Origin of the sequence: Sphingobacterium sp. NGMCC 1.201703 (genome assembly GCF_047784615.1) — a bacterium.
Classification (GTDB): Bacteria; Bacteroidota; Bacteroidia; order Sphingobacteriales; family Sphingobacteriaceae; genus Sphingobacterium.
Genome location: NZ_JBLOHD010000010.1, coordinates 39074 through 62300, shown reverse-complemented (window position 1 = coordinate 62300; position 23227 = coordinate 39074). Strand labels below are relative to the sequence as shown.

General features: G+C 39.8%; 15 protein-coding genes. 8 read left to right on the top strand and 7 right to left on the bottom strand.

Features of this window, described 5'->3' with window-relative positions:
- Positions 1-11: 11 nt before the first annotated feature.
- From ACK8HY_RS18900 to ACK8HY_RS18870, 7 genes are all read right to left on the bottom strand, one after another.
- Positions 12-1118 carry an efflux RND transporter periplasmic adaptor subunit gene (locus ACK8HY_RS18900; protein ID WP_077438262.1) on the bottom strand — a complete coding sequence of 369 codons (1107 nt, stop codon included), beginning with the start codon at positions 1116-1118 and terminating at the stop codon, positions 12-14.
- Positions 1119-1263: 145 nt separating this feature from the next.
- Positions 1264-1644: a hypothetical protein gene (locus ACK8HY_RS18895; protein ID WP_139351229.1), complete on the bottom strand. Its 381-nt coding sequence runs from the start codon at positions 1642-1644 to the stop codon at positions 1264-1266.
- Positions 1645-1800: 156 nt separating this feature from the next.
- Positions 1801-4089: a GH92 family glycosyl hydrolase gene (locus ACK8HY_RS18890; RefSeq protein ID WP_416134488.1), complete on the bottom strand. Its 2289-nt coding sequence runs from the start codon at positions 4087-4089 to the stop codon at positions 1801-1803.
- Positions 4090-4339: 250 nt separating this feature from the next.
- Entirely contained in the window at positions 4340-6634 is a 2295-nt protein-coding gene (locus tag ACK8HY_RS18885) for a GH92 family glycosyl hydrolase (RefSeq protein WP_416134487.1), read from the bottom strand.
- Between the two features lie 10 nt (positions 6635-6644).
- A complete protein-coding gene (locus tag ACK8HY_RS18880) occupies positions 6645-7364 on the bottom strand; it encodes a basic secretory protein-like protein (RefSeq protein WP_416134486.1) in 720 nt (239 codons plus the stop codon).
- Between the two features lie 19 nt (positions 7365-7383).
- On the bottom strand, positions 7384-9735 hold the full coding sequence (locus ACK8HY_RS18875; RefSeq protein WP_416134485.1) for a GH92 family glycosyl hydrolase: 2352 nt from the start codon (positions 9733-9735) through the stop codon (positions 7384-7386).
- A gap of 170 nt (positions 9736-9905) precedes the next feature.
- On the bottom strand, positions 9906-10892 hold the full coding sequence (locus ACK8HY_RS18870) for a LacI family DNA-binding transcriptional regulator (RefSeq protein WP_416134484.1): 987 nt from the start codon (positions 10890-10892) through the stop codon (positions 9906-9908).
- A gap of 432 nt (positions 10893-11324) precedes the next feature.
- Here ACK8HY_RS18870 and ACK8HY_RS18865 point away from each other — a divergent pair, with 432 nt between their 5' ends.
- From ACK8HY_RS18865 to ACK8HY_RS18830, 8 genes are all read left to right on the top strand, one after another.
- Entirely contained in the window at positions 11325-11897 is a 573-nt protein-coding gene (locus ACK8HY_RS18865) for an RNA polymerase sigma factor (RefSeq protein WP_416134483.1), read from the top strand.
- A 121-nt stretch (positions 11898-12018) separates the two neighbouring features.
- On the top strand, positions 12019-13146 hold the full coding sequence (locus ACK8HY_RS18860) for a FecR family protein (protein WP_077438269.1): 1128 nt from the start codon (positions 12019-12021) through the stop codon (positions 13144-13146).
- Positions 13147-13310: 164 nt separating this feature from the next.
- Complete coding sequence (locus tag ACK8HY_RS18855; RefSeq protein ID WP_416134482.1) at positions 13311-16805, top strand: SusC/RagA family TonB-linked outer membrane protein; 3495 nt, start codon at positions 13311-13313, stop codon at positions 16803-16805.
- Between the two features lie 4 nt (positions 16806-16809).
- Positions 16810-18264: a RagB/SusD family nutrient uptake outer membrane protein gene (locus ACK8HY_RS18850; protein ID WP_416134481.1), complete on the top strand. Its 1455-nt coding sequence runs from the start codon at positions 16810-16812 to the stop codon at positions 18262-18264.
- A gap of 8 nt (positions 18265-18272) precedes the next feature.
- A complete protein-coding gene (locus ACK8HY_RS18845) occupies positions 18273-19040 on the top strand; it encodes a DUF4843 domain-containing protein (RefSeq protein ID WP_077438271.1) in 768 nt (255 codons plus the stop codon).
- 9 nt (positions 19041-19049) lie between these two features.
- Positions 19050-20603: a PKD-like family lipoprotein gene (locus ACK8HY_RS18840; RefSeq protein ID WP_077438272.1), complete on the top strand. Its 1554-nt coding sequence runs from the start codon at positions 19050-19052 to the stop codon at positions 20601-20603.
- Between the two features lie 24 nt (positions 20604-20627).
- Complete coding sequence (locus ACK8HY_RS18835) at positions 20628-22007, top strand: TlpA family protein disulfide reductase (protein WP_416134480.1); 1380 nt, start codon at positions 20628-20630, stop codon at positions 22005-22007.
- A 2-nt stretch (positions 22008-22009) separates the two neighbouring features.
- Complete coding sequence (locus tag ACK8HY_RS18830; RefSeq protein ID WP_416134479.1) at positions 22010-23182, top strand: TlpA family protein disulfide reductase; 1173 nt, start codon at positions 22010-22012, stop codon at positions 23180-23182.
- The last annotated feature ends 45 nt before the right edge of the window (positions 23183-23227 follow it).

Sequence of the window (23227 nt, the reverse complement as noted above, 5' to 3'; positions counted from 1 at the left end):
AATATCCTCCGCTACAGCTTCCTCAATTTTGGATTAATCTTCATCCCGTTACGCAAATTTTGCACACCTTCATAAACCACTTTAACATCCGGATCAAGGCCGCCGTCAACAATGTAATAGTGACCTACACGAGGCCCTGCAACGAAAGGTGTCATCTTGACTGTACTATCGGCCTGCATGGTATAAACATAGGTCTTGTCCTGTATCTCAAATACTGATTTCTGGTGTACAAATGCATGTTCTCCCGTTTCCATAGGTACGGCAATCTTACCGGTTGCACCGTGCTTCAGAATATGTTCCTTATTTGGAAATTGTACACGAAGTGCAATAGATCCTGTATTTGCCTCAAATTCACTTTCGACAATATGTGCTACGCCTTCATGTGGATATAATGCTCCATTTGCCAAAATTAATTTCACCGTTTTGCGGGTTTCCTTGCCATTCATTTTATCCTGCATCATCGTCAGATACTCCCGTTCTGAAATATCAAAATATACGTTAACCTGGCTTAGATCGGAAATTGTTGTGATGAGACTTCCTTCGGTCAGGAGTGATCCTTCCTTCAATAGAATCCGATCTATCCGACCATCAAAAGGAGCTTGGATAACCGTGTAATCGAGTCTGGTCTGGGCCTGATTGACCAAGGCACGGGCTTCCTCAATTTTAGAATTCGCGGCTTTCAACTGAATTTTCAGAAGATTATATTCCGAAGAGCTCACAATGTTTTTATCCACCAACTTTTGGGTTCTTTCCATTTCTAGCTTAATTTTTTGGGCTTCAGCAATGGAATTATCATATTGCGCCTTTGCTTTGGCAAGCTCGGAGCGGTACTCTTCGTTATTATATCTGAACAAAACCTGCCCTTTCTTTACCCAGGCGCCCTCATCTACGTAGATTTTATCTAGAAATCCATTTAGTTTGGAGCGGATCTCGACATTTTTCAAAGCCTGAATATCAGCGATATACTCCTGATACACTGTAGTATCCATTACAACTAATGGTGTAATTGGGATATTTTTAATTTCTTTGTTTTGCTCGGCATTAGCATTGGAGGAGCGACAAGAAGCCAGCATCCCTACCGCGCCCAATAACAGGCACAGTGCAAATAATTTTCTCATAGAAACGATAAAAAATAAAATGTAAAACTGGATGGGAGCTACAATAATATTGTAAAGGGAAACACCGAAGCAACTACCCCGGGTCACCAGAAGAGTAAAAACGCTATTATTTTATAGACTCCAATAGAAAAGTATGGTTGAATACCTAGAAAGGCCGGAGTCTATATAGGAATTGGTAATATCCAGGTCGACAGAGTGTTTTCGACCGGTAGAATGGATGTACCTTATCCTTTGAAAAGCATAAAGCAGTAAATAGTATTCCAAAAACAAATATGAAAATGGACAATACCTGACTATTGACAGAAAATATGCGATAGTCATCCTGCAATAAAACTTTCTCTTCCTTTGAAGGATGAATAGGTTCTAAATCCAATACATCATCCAGAAAATACTCCACGATCGTTTCGCCCGCATGCAGCACCTGCCCCGTCGTCGATGAGAATGACTCATACGTCAGGAGATTGAGATACGCAAAGAGTGTTAAAAAATGGAATAATTTACCTAACATATCGAATTTTCGAATCACAAAGGTATGACTTTAAATAACCAAGATTATTTTATTCGTGTAAAAAAACCATGACAGCAAGTCGATTAATTGTCATGGTTTTTTTAATATTTTACTATTTTTTTGGCGAACTGTATCCGTGTTTAATAACAATTTGTTCATCCAAGCCTTTTTATATTAACGTTTTTCGTTACTGAAAGAATATGGCGCATCAGCTTTCTTAATTCCTCTATTTTTATTCGGTTCGGTACTCATTTTGAATTTCAGGTCTGCTCCTTCAATCAGATCCGAATAACGAATATAATTTTTTTCATAAGCTTTTCCATTTAAGGAAAGCTGATTCACATAGACTTGATCAACACTCTCCTGCTTTGCTTGGATATGAATCTCCTTTCCGTTTTCGAGTTTTAAAGTTACCTTATCAAACTGAGGTGAACCGATTACATATTCTCCAGATCCAGGTGAAACCGGGTAAAATCCCAAGGATGAAAATACATACCAGGCAGAAGTCTGACCATTATCTTCGTCGCCACAGTAGCCATCCGGTGTCGGGAGATACAATTTGTCCATTATTTTACGAACCCAGTATTGCGCCTTCCATGGTTCTGCCGCATAGTTATAAAGGTAAGGCATATGTTGGATAGGCTGATTACCATGTGCATATTGGCCCATATTCATCACTTGCATTTCTCGCATCTCGTGGATCATGCTACGGCTTTTCATTCCTTCATAACTCGGGATAACAAAAACAGTGTCCAGCATGGAAACGAAAGATTTGTTTCCGCCCATCAAGTCTATTAGTCCCTGTGGATCATGGAATACACAAAAACTCCAATGCCAGGCGTTACCTTCAGTATATTCGCGGGACCATGCACTTGGGTCAAAATTAGCAACAAACGAACCATCCGCTTTTTTACCGCGCATCAACTTTGTCGTTGGGTCAAAAAGATTTTTGTAATTCATCGCCCGTTGTGCATAGATAGCTATTTCAGATTTCGGTTTGCCGATTGTCTTACCAAATTCATAAATACACCAATCGTTATAAGCATATTCCAAGGAGCGGGCCACGTTCTGGTCAACCTTTACATCTGCTGGGATGTAGCCAAGTTTATTATAGTATTCGTGACCAAAACGCCCTGTGGAAGAATGTTTGGGATAGGCATTATTTGCTCCATGTTTGAGCGCCTCCCAAAGGAGTTCTTTATCATAACCTGTTCGATTGGTGACCAAGGCATCCGCTACGACCGATGCAGAATTATTGCCAATCATCGATGCACGATGTCCAGGCGATGCCCATTCAGGCAAATATCCACTTTCCTTATAGGCATTCACCAAGCCCGCCTGCATACGATCATTCATGGATGGATACAATAAATTCAAAAGCGGGAACAAGCTTCTGAATGTGTCCCAGAAACCCGTATCGGTGAACATCTCGCCGGGTAAGACCTGACCGTTATAGGGACTATAATGCATTCTTTTCCCTGAAGCATCAATCTCGGAAAAATCCCGTGGGAACAAAGTTGAACGATAGAGACAGGAATAAAATGTACGCAAACGGTCTACGTTTTTATCTTCTATCTGAACACGACCCAATACCTCGTTCCATTGCTGTTTACCTTCATCTGCAACCTGCTCAAATGATTTGGACCGCACTTCGTTGAGATTAAGTTCTGCCTGTTCAAAACTAATAAAGGATGAGGCCACCTTTGCCAGTACCTTCTCTCCCCGCTTTAACGCAGGGAAGCCAACGATCGCTCCCGCATGATCATCCTGAATTTCCAGCTGATTATCCTTCATATTGCCATTCCTTACGCCGGCTTTATACGAAAAAGGACGATCAAAAATGATGACAAAATAATTCTTAAAATTGTCAGGGACACCACCACTATTTTTTGTTGAATAACCAATGATTTTATTTTCCTGCGGAATAACCTTGATATAAGATCCCTTGTCAAAAGCATCGATAGCTACGTAGGCATGCTCTGTCTTTGGAAAAGTAAACTGAAATATCGCTGCTCGCTGCGAAGGGGTGAGCTCCGTAGTGACATCATGGTCAGCGAGATAAACACTATAATAATAAGGTTTGGCAACCTCTGCTTTATGTGAAAACCAACTTGCACGTTTTTCTTGATCAAACTGCGGTTTTCCGGTCATGGGCATCAACGAAAATTGCCCATAGTCATTATTCCAGGGACTCGGTTGATGTGTCTGTTTAAATCCCTTAATTTTATCAGCAGTATAAGTATATACCCAACCATCACCCATATTCCCCGTTTGCGGTGTCCAAAAGTTCATTCCCCAGGGGCGCGCTATGGCTGGATAAGTATTTCCATTAGACAGTTCGTATTTAGATTCGGTACCGATCAACGGATTTACATAGTCTACCGGCGAAGATTGCTGCGCTAAACTTACATGAGCAGCAAAAAGAAAAAGGATACCGCCCGTTATTTTTTTAATGTTAAACATAATTCTTGATTTGGTTGAAGCCGTCTTAAAAACACCTCAAAAAGCTAAAACGTATTAGTAAATATAGTTAAGAAATTTAAATATAGGAGAGAACCGCTTTATTTTCACAAGATGGTTACAAAAAATCCCCTATTCAAGCGTCTGTTTGAATAGGGGAATGGATTCTAAAAATGTCAGCACAGCGAGTTTGATTGCTCTATGCTATATTTTATACTTGTTTGATTACTATATTCGTAGATTGCCTACCATATTATTTATTTGGTTTACTGCTCATCGTATAGATCAATTCGGCACCATTGATCAAGCTATTGTATGGCAGTTTCAAATTATCCAGAGGCTGACCATTCAGCGTTACGGATTTGACATACACATTCTTCTCCGACTGGTTGCGCACGGTGATGGCGATCGTTTTTCCGTTTTCGAGATTGATCTTTGCAGATTTCACCAATGGGCTACCGATCCAGTAGGAATCTTCTCCCGGTGCTACAGGGTAAAATCCGAGTGCCGTAAATAGGTACCAAGCAGACATCTGTCCACAATCATCGTTTCCTCCCAAACCAGCATGACCGTTATGATATTGATTTCGAATAATCTGACGTAGACGTGCCTGCGCTTTCCAAGGGCTCTGCGTTATGTTATAGAGATAAGCCACATGATGTGAAGGCTCATTGCCATGAACATAGTTCCCAATAATTCCATCCCGGGTAATATCCTCAGTATGCTCAAAATATTTATCGGGTAGTTCCATTGTAAATAAAGAATCAAGATAAGTCTCCAATTTCCTTTGCCCACCCATACGTTCCATCATCTCCCGGGGTTGATGGGGGACATATAGGCTATAATTCCAGGAATTTCCTTCGATAAAGCCCTGTCCATGGGTATCCAATACATCAAATTGCTCCTTAAATTTCCCTTGAGAATTCTTTGGTCGCATAAAACCAATTGTCGGATCATAAAGCGATTTCCAACTCTCAGCACGTTTCGAAAAGGTACGGTAGATATCTTCTTTCCCCAGCTTCTTGGCCAATTGTGCAATACACCAGTCGTCATAGGCATATTCCAGCGTATTGGAAACTGAAGTGCCAGATACATCATCTGGGACATATCCTTTATCAATATAAGCACCTATCCCTTCATAATTACGTGTATTTGCTGTTTGTACACAAGCCCGTAATGCCGCTTCAGGATCACCTTTATACACACCTTTCAATATGGCATCCACAATGACGGATACAGAATGGTAACCACTCATACACCAGTTGTCGTTCGCATAATGCGACCAGATCGGCAACATCTTTAATACGCTCTGATCGTAATGCGCCATCATTGAGGCCACCATATCCGCATTTCGCGAAGGATTAATCAGATTCAGCAGTGGATGAAAAGCTCTAAACGTATCCCAAAGTGAAAATGAAGTATAATTCGTGAACCCCTTAGCCTGATGAATCTCCTGATCCAGTCCTTTATACTCCCCATTCTGATCCATATAAATGGTCGGCATCAGACTGGCATGATACATTGCCGTATAGAAATTGATCAGATCCTCCTTATTCAACATATCCACTTCAATTTTGTGAAGTTCCTTCTCCCAAGCTGTTTGTCCAGCGCGCACATAAGCCTCAAAATCCCAATTTGGCGCTTCGATTTCCATATTATGGAGCGCATTCCTCATACTTACGGGGCTTAACGCAACTTTCATCTGGATTGATTCCTGCGTTTTGGTATCGAAGTCCAAATGCAATTTGATATTGTGGGCCGCTAGATCAGGAAAATTCTGTTGTTGGTCAAACTTGCGCCAGAAGCCGTTATACACCGTTTTTCCGTCCTCGTATTTAGCCCCGTAGTTTTTGAAAGGCTTGGATGTCTTGATGGCGAAATACACCGTACGTGTACGCGACCATCCATTGGTCTGGCGATAGCCTACCAAGGTCGAGTCATTCAATACTTTAACAACTGTCCAGACGTTTTTACCATCATAGTTATAAATTCCAGCAGTTAAATCCAGGACAAAATGTGAGGCATCCGATTGTGGAAAAGTATAACGATGGATACCGACACGAGATGTTGTGGTTAACTCAGCCTTAATCTGATGTTTATCAAGCAAAACGCTATAGTAGTTGGGCTCAGCACGTTCATTCGCATGCGAATAAGGAGATCTATACCCTCCCTGAGGTTGATCTGCAGTGCCCGGATTGAGCTGCACCTTACCTTGGGTTGGCATGACCAATATATCACCAAGATCAGAGTGACCGGTACCACTAAAGTGTGTGTGGCTAAAGCCGACAATCGTCGGGTCACTGTACTGATACCCTGCACAGTATTTATATACATCACCATTGTACCTTCCATTTACAGCATAGGATAAGGTATCCGTATCCGGACTTAGTTGCACTGCCCCGAAAGGAACTGTTGCCCCGGGGAATGTGTGCCCCATCCGCGCGGTTCCGATCAGTGGTTTGACATACTGAATCAATTTGGTTTCCTGCGCTCTTACTAAATAAGGGAGGCAAAGCAAACCGAAACAAATTAAACTTATTATGTTCATCACTTAAGGATTAGATCTTTGGATTTTGACTATAAGCACTCCACAGCTCGTCAATTGTCTTTCCCGTGTGCGCTTTCCAGAAATCATCTGTATAGGTTTTATTCCGCATTGCAGCATCCAATTTTTTAACAAAATCTTTTTTTACGTTTTTGTTAATCCAATAGAGGAAACGTGCCGTAGTACGATAAGAATCCGTATATTTTTGTTTTTCTGTATACTCAGGCAACTTCCAATTTGCCCCAGCGTTATCTAATCCGTCATCAAAACGAACAAAATCTGCTATCCCTTCGGTTATCCACCAAGGGCCAGCCCCATCCGGATAGGCCTGCACGATATGCATCACTTCATGGGTAACAACATCGATATCGCCCGGATTTTTTGCAAACCATTCTGGACTATAGCGGACAATACCGCCGGCTGTAGCCGCTACCCCCTTATAATCCGGATCAATGACAAAAGACACTTTTTTAATGGTCTTGGTATTATATTTTTTTGCCAGCTTGGGATAATTCGTAAAATACGCCGCTATCAATCTATCTTTTAGCGCTGGACTAAAATTTTTGTCTTTATTGATCCAGATCAAGGTATAGCCCTTTTTGCTAATACTATCAACATCCACAGCGACCTTACGGTCGTTTTCTGTATGTTGCCAATTGTCCTGTGCCAAAACTGAACAGGAATACAATAAGCCTACGACAGCCAATGTTTTTTTTAGATAATTAAAGTTCATAATCAGGTTTATAATATGCTTATTTTTTCTTTGTTGATTTTGTTGATTTCGTCACCGTCTTCAATTCATTCGACATCGAATATGGAGCGGCATTTGAGGTTGCGCCTCTATTGTAATTTGGTTTGGCGGTCATATCAAAATGAAGATTTCCACCTTCATGAAGTGCTTTGTGACTCAACCAGTTCTTACCATACACTGTTCCATTCACCTGTAAATTATTGACGTACACATTCTCATTCGAATTATTCGGTGCATCGATTGTCAATGTCTTACCATTTTCAAACGTTAAGGTAGCTTTCTTAAACAATGGGGCCCCCAGCACATATTCATCTGTCGCTGGACAAACAGGATAAAAACCTAATGCAGAGAATACATACCATGCTGACGTTTGGCCATTATCCTCGTCGCCACAATAACCGTCAGGAGTTGGGTTATACATCCTGTCCATTACCTGACGTACCCAATACTGCGTTTTCCAGGGTTGGCCGGCATAATTATATAAGTATGGCATATGCTGAATCGGCTGATTTCCATGTGCATATTGCCCCATATTGGCAACCTGCATTTCCCGAATTTCGTGGATAATACCGCCATAATAGCTATCATCAAAATCTGGCGACTGAACAAATACAGAATCCAACATATTGACAAAAGTTTTTTCGCCGCCCATTAAATCGATCAGCCCTTTTACATCATGGAAAACACTCCAGGAGTAATGCCAACTATTACCTTCGGTAAAGGCATCCCCCCATTTCAATGGATTGAAAGGTGCCTGGAATTTACCATCCTTATTTTTACCACGCATCAAATTAGTGGACGGATCGAATAAGTTCTTATAATTTTGAGCACGCTTCGCATACAACTCTATCTCGGCCTTAGGACGGTTCAATGCTTTTGCCAATTGGTATATGGTAAAGTCATCATAAGCATATTCCAACGTACGGGCAGCATTTTCATTGATTTTAACATCATAGGGAACATAACCTAAGCTATTGTAATATTCAACGCCTTTTCGTCCAACAGCAGTCATTGGTCCTTCATTGTTCGCACCATGTTGCAAGGCCTCATATAGCTTGTTGATATCATAACCACGCAGGCCTTTCATATAGGCATCGGATACTACCGAAGCGGAGTTGTTACCAACCATGATATCCGCATATCCCGGACTGCTCCATTCCGGTAAGAATCCACCCTCCAAATAGGCATTGAGCAATCCTTCCTGCATTTCTTTATTGATAGAAGGATACATAAAGTTTAGGAATGGATACAAGGCTCTAAAGGTGTCCCAAAAACCTGTCCCTCCAAATAAATATCCCGGTAGCGTTTTACCGTTATATGGGCTATAATGGACGGCCTTTCCTTGCGCATCGATTTCATATAGTTTATTCGGAAAAAACAAGGTACGGTACATTGTCGAATAAAATGTACGCAATTGATCAATATCATCGCCTTCCACCTTAATTTTACCTAAGGTTGTATTCCATATCTGGCGGCCATCTTCTTTAATCTGATCAAATGATTTACTGCCGAGCTCATTTAAGTTTAACAAAGCTTGGTCAGCACTGATAAAAGAGGATGCAACTTTTACCTGAACAGGTTTTGATTTATCCTTCACGTTGAAACCAACGATAGCACCTGTATGGTCACCCTTGATTTGCAGCTGGCCATCTTTCTTTTCTTTTCCCTCCCAGGTAGCAACACTAGCAAAAGGTTGATCAAAAACAAGGACAAAATAGTTCTTGAAATTTTCAGGTAATGGGCCGCGCGCATATTTTGACGAGTAGCCAATGATCATATTTTTTTCGGGAATGATCTGTACTTCCGACCCTTTCTCATAAGCGTCCAAAACGATATAAGCATCATCCGTCTTATTGAAGGAGATACGAAACATCGCGGCACGATCAGTCGGTGTCATTTCTGCTGTCACATCGTGATCAGCTAAATAGACCGAGTAATAATAGGGTTTTACAATTTCCGCTTTATGCGAAAACCAGCTTGCACGTTCATCCTGATCAAAAACAGGTTTTCCGGTAACCGGCATAATAGAGAAAACACCATAGTCATTCATCCAAGGGGAAGGCTGATGGGTTTGCTTCAGGCCGCGGATTTTATCAGCTGTATATTGATACTGCCAACCATCACCATTTTTACCAGTCTGGGGTGTCCACATGTTCATCCCCCATGGTCTCGCTATGGAAGGGTAGGTATTCCCATTGGATAGCTCAAATTTGGATTCGGTACCCATCAACGGATTCACCAGATCCACGGCTTCCATTTGCTGTCCTCTAAACTTCTGAGCCAAAACCGGTTTTGCGCAAAACAAACCCAAGGACAATAATGACCCTAGAAAAACACTAAATGATTTCTTCATTATTTAGGATATATATAAATATTTCTACTAAAACGTATTAGTAAAGATATAAAAAAGAATATGAATTCAAAAAAACTATAAGCTTTCGTCTATTAGGTCTTATGATTTTTACAATACGGCTTTATTCCGCCAAGATAAAACGGACTTATTATAACATATTATAGTGGCTCCTATCTTTTAATCAAATTTGTTGAAATCACATATTCCTTTGGACTGGAAATCCCCCGATCTATTTCCTTTAGCAGTACACGTACACAGGTTTTGGCCAAAGGTTCCAAGGGTTGTTGGATACAGGAGATTTTAGGATTCAATATATCGAACAATTCATGATCGTCAAAAGAAAACAACGGAAAATCAAAACCTTCCCTTCCTTCAGTCCGAAGCGACTTTAACCCGAGAATACAGAGATAATTGGTCGTAAAAAATAAACCATCCAAGCCTACATTTTTAGCTACCCAACTCTGCAAAGCACTTATACCTTTCTGCTTCAAACGATGGTAGGGTAGTTGCAGTATCCTGGATTGCATACCTGTTTCCGCACAAAATTTCAGATAGGCGTCTTTACGCGCGAGCATCTGAGGCTGATCCGAATCGATTGTGATCAATCCAAAGTTTTTACATCCGATAGACTGCAAATAGGAACAGGCTTTACGGCTGCTATCTCCATTGTCAATATGGACATAATGCGTCGCTATGTCGGGTGAATTCCGATCAAATACAACCAAGGGCACCTTATGTTCCAAGATCTTTCGCTGATGTTCTTCGAGGTTTATCGTGGGTGCTAGGATAATGCCTTCAACCCTCTTCTCTAGCATGAAATCAATAATATCTTGTGCATTTTGAGGATCTCCCAAAGTACTACTGTATAATACATGGTAATTTTTCTTGCGCAGCAGTTCCTCGACATGCAAAGCAAAAGGGCCAAAAAAGGAATCGCCAATATTTTCGACAATCAGTCCGATTGTATTGGAACGGCCAGTAGCGAGGCTCTTTGCCAAAGCATTGGGCTTATACCCTATTTTCTCAACATAGTCCAAAACACGCCGTTCCAGCTCCTTACTGATACGGGCCTGTTCCGCTTTATGATTGATCACCAATGAAATGGTGGATTTGGAGACATTAAGTTCTCGTGCGATTTCTTTAATAGATTTGGCCATAAGAGCATTTCATAAAATTAGGTGAAATTAGAAAATAAAATGAGAATTGTTCGTTTTTTATACTGATGACATTTCGTTGTTCATACGTCTACGCACAATATCAAACAAGTAATATGGCCGCTCAGAACTATTGCTTATCCGTAAGCATATTTTCTAGGCTTTTATTTACCTAATACAATAATCTACGGGCTTAGCTAAAGTAGCTTCATTATAAACGATAACTATACTTATTCAATACTTAAGCAATACTTCAAACATACTGGAAGCCTACCGCATGACTGAAACAATTATTTGTTGATCCCCATTGAAAACGACTGATTTTTGTCGAATATTAATAAATATTCAAAAGTAAATATAAAAAGCGAAGCCACTTTACAATCTTTATAATGAAAATATTATTTTTTTTTTAAATTTACTAGCTGCTAGCTTCTTATGAAAAACTCCAAATCATACCAATACCAAGAACTTCTGCCTCTTATTCAACAGGGAGATCAGCGTGCTTTTTCGGTATTATATGATTTGTTTGCCCCCGATCTAATTTCTTTTATAACAAAAAAAATTAGCAATCGTGAAGCAGCCGAAGATACTCTACATGATCTATTTATCTCCGTATGGAAAAATAGAGCATTTATTACAGAAATAGAGTCTCTACCCGCTTATCTATTTAGTTCTTGTCGCTATCTGGTTCTCGCCTACTACCGCAAAGAGATGAAAATTCAGCTTACCCAAAGTTTTGAACATCTTGAGTTTGAAGATCAATCCATACCCATCGAGTATCAGCTGTATTACCGCTACATCATCGACGTTGTTGCCAAAGAAGTCGAAAATCTGCCTCAAAAATGTCAGGAAGTATTCAAATTGAGCCGGGAATACTATTTAAGCAATAAAGAGATTGCTATAAAACTAGGAATCAGCGAATCCACTGTTGAAAAGCACATTAACAAGGCTATTCGTCATTTACGCACCGCAACAGGCCACCTTTTTCACTTTGTATTATTTTTTTAGCCTTTTAATCAGTCATTTAGTCAACAATTTTTACAATAAAATATTTTTTTTCTTTTTGAGTAGAAGCTCTGCCTCTTTTAGGTCACTTGTATTATAACCAACCAGTATAACGTTGCGATTTATGAAGCAAGTGAAAGAATTATATAAATCAATTACCCGTTTTCTGAGCCGATCCGAAAATACTGAGGAACGTAAACAACTTTTTGATTGGTTTGACCAGAAGTCGGTTGACCAGATACCAGAAGCACAGTTTTCGACCATCCAAAAGAATGTAAAAAACCGGCTGTTGGCTGAGGTAGGCTTAATAGAAAAAAAATCCTCTACCATAAAGTATATACAGATTATCAGTACAGCTGCGGCAATATTGCTGATCGGTTTTTTCGCCTATAGATACTGGCCTGCGGCAGAGCAAACTGCTTCCAATAAATTATTAGCATCCATCCCGCCAGGAAGTGAAAAAGCTATTATCACGCTAGCCAATGGGAAGCAGATTAATCTCGACGAATTAGCGCTAAATCAAAGTGTACAGATCGGAGAGACAATTTTAACAAAAGATGCACAGGGAAAAGTTAGTTATCGAAATGCCAAAACCGGAAACATTGTTAGCCAGCAAAATATATTAAAAACTCCCAAAGGCGCTACCTATGAGCTTGCCTTAGCAGATGGCACCTTGGTCAGCCTCAATGCTGATTCGAAATTAATCTATCCTTCTTCATTTGAATCGGGAGACCGTATCGTTGAATTGGAAGGTGAAGCTTATTTTCAGGTAGCAAAAACGAGGGACCACAAAAGTTTCATTGTTAAAACAAAAGATCAACAGACAAAAGTCCTGGGTACAAAATTCAATATTAATGCCTATTCGGAAGAGGACGGGGTACGCACCAGCCTAGAGGAAGGCGCAGTTATTGTTTCCAAACAAAATAGTGCGGTGAGGTTAAGACCAAACGAGCAAGCTTTTTCCGAAGATGGAAAGCTCCGGTCGAAGCGTATCAATATAGATCAGGTACTTAGCTGGAAAAGTGGCCAATTCTGCTTTGATGGTACAAATACAGCAGAGGTATTTAAGGACATCGCAAGGTGGTATGATATCGATGTCACTTATAACGGGACGAGCAATGCCAGTCAATATAGTGGGAAAATCCCACGAAATTTAAGCTTAGAAAAGCTCATTGCTCTTTTAAATTATGCAAATATCCAAACCAAAGCTATTGTAGGAAAAAACAATAGAATTAACTTAATCATAACATAACCAAACCATTAACGAAATGAAAAGCGAAAGATTCCCACCCTAATAAGAGCTTATTAATATCAATAAAAGACGGATCCTGTTGGCGCAGAACCCGTCCAACTTAATTGGTATTAAAGTATCGTCTAACTTCTAAATTATTAACACGTTAAAACCAAACGAATTTAATGAAATTTACCTTAACTCCGTTCATTAAGAAGGAGAAAGATTTTCATTCGACCAATTTGGATGCTAACCCAGCGTCCAACATTTGGCGGATTTATGAAAAACAAAAGCCTCTTTTTGCGCGCCCATTATCCAGATCTCTCATGAGGATCAACTTAATCACCCTACTGATCGGTTTAGGTCTGTCACAAGTAGATGCACACAGCTATGCCCAACAGATTAGCTTGAAAAAGCAAAAATCGAGCTTGGAATCGATCTTGAAAAACCTCGAAAAACAGAGCGGTTATTCATTCTTTTACAAGAAGAATGAAATCAACCAAATCATTGACTTAACTGCTGAAATTAAGGATGCCCCTTTTAAACAAGCGTTAAATGTGATTCTCAACAAAGCAAATCTGTCTTATGACTTTTTTGATAAAACGGTAGTTATCAAAAAGAATACAATTCATCCCAAACAGCGTACCATTATAACATCCAACGCCGAAAGGATCGTATTGACTATGCAGCAGCAATACGTAAAAGGGCGAGTTATCGACAACGAAGGAAAACCTATTTCGGGGGTATCAATTCGCCTCAAAGACAATGTACGAAAAGGTGTAATGAGCCAGGCTGATGGAAGCTTCATATTGCCAATATCTTCACTAAACGAAATCCTGGTGATAACTTCCTTAGGCTACGAAAGACAGGAAATTAAGGCGAGCTTAAATCAGGAGAAAATGGTTATCCGCCTAAAAAAACAAGAAAATGCCCTTGAGGAAGCGGTTGTTTCTACGGGTATTTTTAAGAAGGAAGATAAAAGTTTTACGGGAGCATCACGTACAATCACGACAAAAGAACTCAGGCAATACGGCGCTCGAAATCTCGTGACCTCTTTACGGAATATCGATCCATCGTTTAATATTATTGAGAATAATCTTTTCGGTAATGATCCGAATCGACTTCCAGAAATTCAGATGCGCGGAAACTCTAGTATCCCCAATGTGAATGAAATTCAGAGCGAATCCGCAAGTCAGCTCAACACTCCACTGATTGTTTTAGATGGTTTCCAGACATCGCTTCAGGCATTGATAGATATTAATGAAAACGATGTTGCTTCGATTACCCTCTTGAAAGACGCCGCAGCGACCGCACTTTACGGATCAAGAGGTGCTAACGGCGTCATTGTCATTACAACAAAACTTCCGAGACCAGGCAAATTACGCCTAAGTTTTGGAACAGAGCTAAAGGTTGAAAACGCTGACTTATCGGCTTACCACCTCCTTAATGCAAGAGACAAACTGGAGTTAGAACGTATTACCGGACTTTATGACTCTCCGAACGCAAGTACAGACATTCCGAATAAACGATACTATAATTTTCTGTTAGATGAAGTGAATAACGGCGTCGAGACAGACTGGATGGCTATTCCACTGCGCACATCCTATGCTTTAAGAAGTAATTTAAGACTGGAAGGCGGGGACAACCAGTTCCGATATTCAGCCGGTATCCAAAATAACAATACAGCCGGTGTCATGAAAGGCTCTTCCAGAAATACGCTGAATGGATCCATCACCCTATCTTATACTTACAAAAACTTAATATTTAGGAATTATTTAAATATTAATAATATTAAGAATCAGCAGTCACCATATGGATCATTCAGTGATTATTTCGACCTCAATCCGTATTGGCGCCCTTATGATAAAGATGGAAATGTAAATAAAGTGTTAGGGGATCCAGGTACAACTGATTATTCAAATATATGGACTACCCTTCCGACAAACCCCTTGTATAATGCTAGCCTAAAAACATTTGACAAAGGAGAACAAACAGATATTACCAATCAGACTGCTGTCGAATGGTCGATTCAAGAAGGATTAAGATTAATTGGTAAATTCAGCTTTACAAAATCCGATAAACAGTCCGATGCGTTTAAACCGGCCGAACATACTGACTTTGCCAATTATACCGGAGTTGATGTCTTTAGAAAAGGAGCTTATTGGATTGGTCTTAATCGTGGAATGAAATACGAAGGGGCTTTAAATCTGTCCTATAGCAAAAAAATAAAAGAAAAACATCAGATTTTTGTCGGAACCGAGGCAAATATTTTCCAGGATAACACCTCGCAACTGACAAACGCCGCAGAAGGTTTTCCAAACAGTGATCTTGATTTTCCATCGATGGCATTGCAATATATGAAGGATGGAAAACCTTCAGGTAATGAGTACTATTATCGAACCGTTGGCTTTGTTGGAAATGCAAACTATAATTATGACAATCGTTATTTTGTCGACGGAACGTTCCGTATGGATGGTTCTTCCCAGTTTGGCGCCAATAAACGTTTCGCTCCTTTTTGGTCAGCAGGTCTGGGTTGGAATTTACACGAAGAAAAGTTCTTTAAAAAGAATGAAATCGTCAACCGCCTTAAATTGCGTGGATCTGTAGGGACATCCGGGTCTACAAAATTCAATACGTACCAGGCTTTGACCACTTACGGTTATTACACTTCCGATAGATATTATAATTGGCTGGGAGCTTATGTCATGGGGCTCGGCAATCCGGATCTAAAATGGCAACAAGTGCTTAAATACAATATTGGGACAGATGTCGACCTTTTTGACCGTTATTTAACTTTACAGGCGAACTATTATATTGAAAACACCAATGACCTTGTTTCCTCCGTTAATACCCCCGCATCCAGTGGTGTAGGCTATTATACAGCCAACATCGGAAAATTACGGAATAAAGGATTCGAGTTATATGCAACAGTCTATCTGATGAAAAAGCCCACCGGTTTAACCTGGTCAGTATCGGGTTCGGTATTGCATAACAAAAACAAGGTACTTGAAACCTCACAAGCTTTAAAAGACGCGCAAAAAACACTTCAGGGGGATCTCTATAATGCCAACAAAATGTACATCGAGGGATATTCGAGTAACGCCATTTGGGTAGTTCCATCCCTCGGGATAGACCCGAGCACAGGAAAAGAGCTTTATCTCGCTGCTGACGGCACACCAACTTACACCTGGGCGTCAAAAGATGTTACTGCTGTCGGAAACACAGATCCTAAAGTTTGGGGGAATTTCAACACAATGTTACGCTACAAAGGATTTACATTTACAGCATCGCTGGGTTATCGCTTTGGCGGTCAGGCATACAATAGAACCCTGGCTGAACGAGTTGAAACCAGCAGTTACAAATATAATGTAGATGAACGCGTCTATACCGGCCGATGGCAAAATCCCGGCGATTATGCACCATTCAAAGGACTCTTAAACACAAATCCAACCTATAAAACTTCGCGATTTGTCCAAGATGAAAACACCATTTATGCGAGAAGTTTCAACTTCCAGTATGATTTCCGTTACATGAATTGGGTCAAGAAAATTGGGTTCGAAAACGTCAATATAGGACTGGATGTATCTGATCCATTTATCATTTCGAGTATTCGCCAAGAACGAGGAACAAATTATCCATTTTCAAGGCAGGTAACTTTTAGTCTCAACGCAACATTTTAATAAAATGAAAAAATATATCATATTAACGAGTTTAGTAAGTTCCCTATTTTTAGGTTCATGCAATAAATTTCTGGATGTCTTACCTCGAACCCAAATACCAGCGGATAAATTATTCGATTCCGAACAGGGGTTTAAAGATGCTTTGGCTGGCGTTTATATTTCGGCAAAAAGTAATACAACCTATGGGAAAGCCTTAACTTTTGGCTCCATAGAAAGTTTAATCTCGAGCTGGGATATAACGACGAATTCCCTGGAACAACAGCTCGGACTTTTCAATTATTCCGACAATCGCGTAATTGATCAATTCAATGCGATATTTGCCAAACAATATGCAACAATTGCCTCAATAAATGCTATTCTGCAGAATCTAGAATCCAATAAATCCATCTTTAAGACGGAAGGAGTATATCAGGTCATTAAAGCAGAATGCCTAGGCTTACGTGCCTACATCCATTTTGATCTGATGCGCCTTTATGGCCCTATACCAACTGAATCTGAGATCGGAAATCAGCTCGCCTATGTAACTGAATTTAACAGAGAAATCCATCAACATATTTCTTATGAAGAATATAAAAGCAAAATTTTCACAGATCTAAAACAAGCCGAAGAGCTTATCAAAGAATTTGACCCCATGCTGTCCTATTCGATGAACGATGTTAGAAATCCCAATGGATTCGCAAGCAACTACAAGCCACTAGATGATTTCATGTCATATCGCAATATGCGCATGAACTATTATGCGATGAAAGCGTTAGAATCTCGTGCAAGTTTATGGTATGGAGACAAAGACAATGCGTATAAAGCCGCTAAGGAGGTGATTGACGCAAAAGATGCGGATGGAGAAGTTAAATTCAAGTTAGCCACTGGGAAAGACTTTACAACAACCAACTATATCCTCACTTCTGAACAGATATTCGGACTGTACGCTTTTGATTTAGCAAAAACCTATACAGATAACTTTGGCAACGCAACTTATCGCAAAGGTACATCTGCAACAACCATCACAAATCAACTATACGGCAATACCGGAACTGATTTTAGAGAATCTTCACTTTGGAATATTGTTACATTGACCAACGGTTCCAGATACAATGTGATTAAAAAGTTTTGGGTTACGGCCGACAATGTGACCGTTTTAAGCGATTACAAACAACTGCCAATGATACGCACTAGTGAACTTTATTTGATATTGGCTGAAACAGCTCCTTTCACTGAAGGCTTGGAATATCTAAAAACCTTTAGAGCGAACCGTAATATCTCCGGACTATCAATACCCGCAGACCTGCCAACCCTACAGAGCGAGATTATCAAGGAATATCGAAAGGAATTCTATGGGGAAGGACAGGCGTATTACGCTTACAAAAGACTGAATATCCCAAAACCGCAAATATTATTTGCTCCTTCAAATGCAGTGGTCAATTACCTCTTGCCCATGCCAACAGTTGAATCTATTAATTAACCTCCATTATGAAACCATATTTTATATTAATTATAGTTGGTATCGCATGCATCTCGTTCATTAGCTGCAAAAAGGACCAATATTATATATTTAATGATATTGCAAGAGTACAATTTGGGCCACCCGTTTCGACGCTCAAACTCAATGAATATACCGACTCGTTAAAATCTGAAACATTCTTCTATGAATCAGAGGACACGAAGCAAGATACCGTATATTTTGATATCTACACCGTGGGCGAAACATCAAAAAAAGATCGAAAATACCAGCTTCAACAAGTCCAATTGCAGGGCATGGAAAATGCTGTCCCTGGAAAACACTTTATCCCATTTGATGATCCTGCTGTCGCTGATCTCTACGTTATCAAATCCGACTCTGTACACGCAAAGGTACCGATCGTTATTTTAAGAGATGGCGAATTAAAAAGTAAGACCGTCAATCTCGGTATTTCCATTGTCGCTAACGCTAACTTTGCTATCGGTGAACCCACCAAATCCTGGCGAAAGCTACAGTTTACTGATCGCCTTAGCCAGCCAAATGCTTGGACAGCCTCCTATTCCACCTATTATTTCGGAGCATACAGCGTTCGAAAACATGAATTTATGATCGAGGTTACGGCTCAGCGTTGGGATCAAAACTTTATAGCGACCCTACCTCTAGATCAAATGAACTATTATAAATCTGTCCTTGGGATGGCTGTGATAGATTACAATAAGCAACATCCTGATGCGCCCTTACGCGCTGAAAACGGTGATCTCATTACTTTCCCTAATTAATCAGAAGCGATGAAAAAGATAAATATTTACCTATTACTCCTAGGATTTCTATTGGTTTTATCCTGTTCAAAAGATAAAAGCAACTATGACTATAGCGAAAAGGAGCACATTGATATTGAAGGAATTGAGTCAAAATACACAGTCATTTCACTAAAAGATACTTTAAAAATATCCCCCTCTGCAAAATCAAATAAAGAAGGTGAGTTAGAATATAGATGGGGATTTTACGAAACAAATGTACAAGGTAGAAGCGAACCATTGGACACAATCTCCCGTAACCAAAATCTAAGCTATTATATCACCGAGGATGCCAAGGACTGGGTTGTCGTTTGTATTGTGAAAAACAAAAAAACAGGCTATACCCAATACAAGAATGCCACCGTAACTGTAAGTACACAGTTTACGCGGGGTTGGTATGTCCTTAAAGACGATGGTAATAACTCGGATTTAGATCTACACCTAACCCCGCAAAATAATGTGGTAAATGGAAAAATCGAAAATGTATACAGTACTGCAAATAATCAAAAAATAGCAGGAAAGGCAAATTTCATTAGCTTTTCTTCCAGTTACAAAAGCAATGTGTTAAACCCCAGCTCTTATTCTAATACCCGGGCATTATTTCTTGTAACAGAAAAAGATATACAAGCCATTAATGTCAATAATCTAAAGAAAATAAGGGATAAGCAGAATTTATTCTTAGGAGGACCACAAACGATATCTGGAACTACAGGAGCTTTTGTAGGAAGTAGCGCTAATTATATTCTTAATAATGGACAGCTATATAATATCTATGCTATGAGCGCTAATACTGGTCAGTTTGGAAACAAAGCGATGATTGATGGAAAGAATAGCGCCTATGAATTATCAAAATTTATGATCTCTGGTGCTAGCAATGACCCTATTCTATTTGACAACCTAGGCGGAAATTTCGTCACGCTCGCAAATGGATCCGGTTCCAGTATGACTATATTTTCAAATGATGCTACCAATGATTTCAGCACGACAAATAACAATCAAAAAGCGTTGTTTTTGGGAATGAAGTCTAATATTTATTTACCGGCCCCCGATTACTATTACAAAACGGTTGGTTATGCCATATTGCAGGACAAAACTGACCCTAGTTTAAAATCCCTATGTACACTAGAAAAGAACAAGTTTGTCCTAAAAATAAAAAAAGATAGCATAGGGCCTTCCTCTAAATTATATGAAGCGAGCCTGCATACTTTGTTATTCGAAGACGAAAATCTCCTCTACTTTGTCAACAACAACCAAGTATATAGTAGAAATCTTAGCAATGGCTTTGAACAATTGCAGTTTAGCGCCACTGGAGGTGAACAGGTTACTTTTATTAAACATCTAAAATACTCAGAATCGGGATATGCTTTCAATTTCGTTGTCGTTGGAACAAAAATCGGGTCGAATTATAAAATTAGAATGTTTACAAAAAACTCGGGTAATTTAGATTCAAATCCTGTACAGACGCTCGAAGGAACCGGAATAGCACGATCACTCATTTACATCGCGCCGTCCGTCTCCGATTATACTTATCCCTGGTCTTATTAATCCACAATTACTTATAAAACACAAATGAAAAAACATATCCTAACTTCAATAACAATATTTGCGGCAAGTACAGTTGTCGCTCAATCACCCGTTCAGATCAAGGGGAGATTCGATAAAGAACTTGTCAAACCGGTCAAACTCTTTAAGGTTGTCGAAGGTGATATGGTTGAGATTGCTTCAGCTCAACCTCAATTGGATAAAAAGTTTGGTTTCACGTTCTACCCCGAATACGAAGGATTTTATGCCATTGGTTCGGGAACAACAGGCAGTCAAACCGATAATAATATCTTTTATTTCAAGCCGGGCGACCAACTTGAGTTTACCATCTCCGAAAAAAATTACCAATTGACCGGAACTAATAACAGCAAAGAAAATCAGATCCTCAGCCGTTGGCACGACGAAATAAGCCCAGTAGAACAAAAGGCATTCTACTGGATGAAAGCTCAAAGTACTTTTGTCGATTTCTTCCCCGACCTGGAGAATGTTGTTGCCAAAGCAAATACCTTCGCTAAAAATAATAAAAGTGGAAACTCCAAGTTTGACAGTAAATTGCAGGATTATATCCAATGGGATCTTGCCGCCAACGCGACAAATTTCCTCAATACGCCACGTTCAGCACATCCTGCAGTAGAAGAATATACGGATTACTATAAAACCCTAACGTTAGCCAGCTTCGCAAGAAACGCAGCATTGGTCTATCAAACTCCTTGGGCAAACCGTACTTTGAACGCTATCTCATTTGTATCTCGCCGTACGGCGAATATTCCTCCGGGAAAAGGCATCACTGGTCTCCAGCAAGATCTGGATTTCCTCCCCAATGACACTTTAAAGGGTGATGCTATACTGAATTATCTAGCAAGACAAAAAGATTATTCCAGTTATAAGGAAGCCGCGGATAAGTACCAGTCATATTTTATGACTGCAAGTCAAAAGAAACGTGCTATTGGTATCATGAATGACATGGCTCAACTAAAAAGTGGAGACCAAGGACTTAATTTCTCTTTTCCTGACAATAACGGGAAGACTATAAAATTTACCGATTTAAAAGGAAAAGTGGTTTTAATCGACGTATGGGCAACCTGGTGTGGTCCTTGTAAAGCAGAAATACCGCATCTCAAAAAACTTGAAAAAGAAATGCAGGGTACAGATGTTCAGGTGGTAAGCATCTCGGTTGATGAAGAAAAAGATAAAACGAAGTGGTTAAAAATGATTAAGGATGAGCAACTTGGTGGCTTGCAACTTTTTGCTTCCGGATGGGGAGATTTTACCAAATATTACAAAATTACGGGAATTCCGCGCTTCATGGTTTTTGACAGACAGGGAAAAGTAATCACTATAGATTCACCACGACCATCGAACCCAGAATTAAAGCAACTCCTTGAAAAAGTATTAGCATCGAAATAGGCATGAATAAACTTTGGATTTACTTCTTATTTTTAACGTTATCTCCCGCGCTTCTATTTGCGCAGGGGGATAGCGTTACAATCAAAGGAAAAATTACATCATCTGTAACAGACCCTGCCGCGAAGTTAAGTGTTTCTTTTATTGACTATCAAGGCAAAAGGATAGGTTTTGCAGCTCCAATACATGATGGATTATTTGAAATCAAGATCCCAAAACAAACACAAATAGTTGATGCTACCTTAAGGACTATTGGCAAAGATCCAAATGCCAGCGCATTACGACAAGCCATGCGTTATCCGCTCAATATTTTCATTTCTGAAGATGACATCCTTATAAACGCCAATGCCGAGGAACTTGATTTAGCTCAGGTTAAAGGCGGGAAAGAAAACAATGAATACAATGACCTGCGTCAGTCTACAGCGGGATTTGTAAAGCAAAAAAATACTTTATACAGTCCAATCCTCCAGGGAAAGATTAGCCCCGAATCTACGGAGGGCAAAATCATACTCGAGCAGCTTAGTCAATTGGGCAAAAAGGAAATTGCTCTTCAGAAAAAATTTATAGAAAATCATCCTACATCCTATGTAAGTCTGTTTTTGCTCTACAGAATGAAGTCTAGCTATACTTCTGAAGACTATAAATTAGCATTTAACCGTCTCGATCCCAACTACAAATCAACAGACATGGGTATGGCAATAGCTTCAACAATCTTAAAAGAGAGCGTGACCGCGAAAGGGAAAGCAGCACCACTCTTTTCGCGGATCACTGCTAGCGGCATGCCTTTTCAATTAGAAAAGATGCAAGGGCGCATCATACTACTTGATTTTTGGGGCAGTTGGTGTGGCCCCTGTCGGGCAAGTATGCCGCATCTCCAGCAACTTTACAGTCGCTACAAAAATAAAGGCTTTGAAATCATCGGTATCGCACAAGAAAGAGGCAAAACACTGGAAGAATCCAAAGCGAGCTGGCACAAAGCCATAGAAGAACTCAACTTATCCTGGACAAATGTGCTAAACAACGAGAACAAAGAGCAAATGGATATTGTGAAAGCATATCAGATCAGTGGTTTTCCAACAAAAATCCTCGTGGATGAAAATGGAAAAATCATTTTGCGCGTTGTAGCCTCGGCAACAGACGACATTGACATTACGCTGAAAAAGATCTACGGCTTCTAATCCTTTTACATCCTTCACTAAATACGCTAATTTATTCTGTATTAC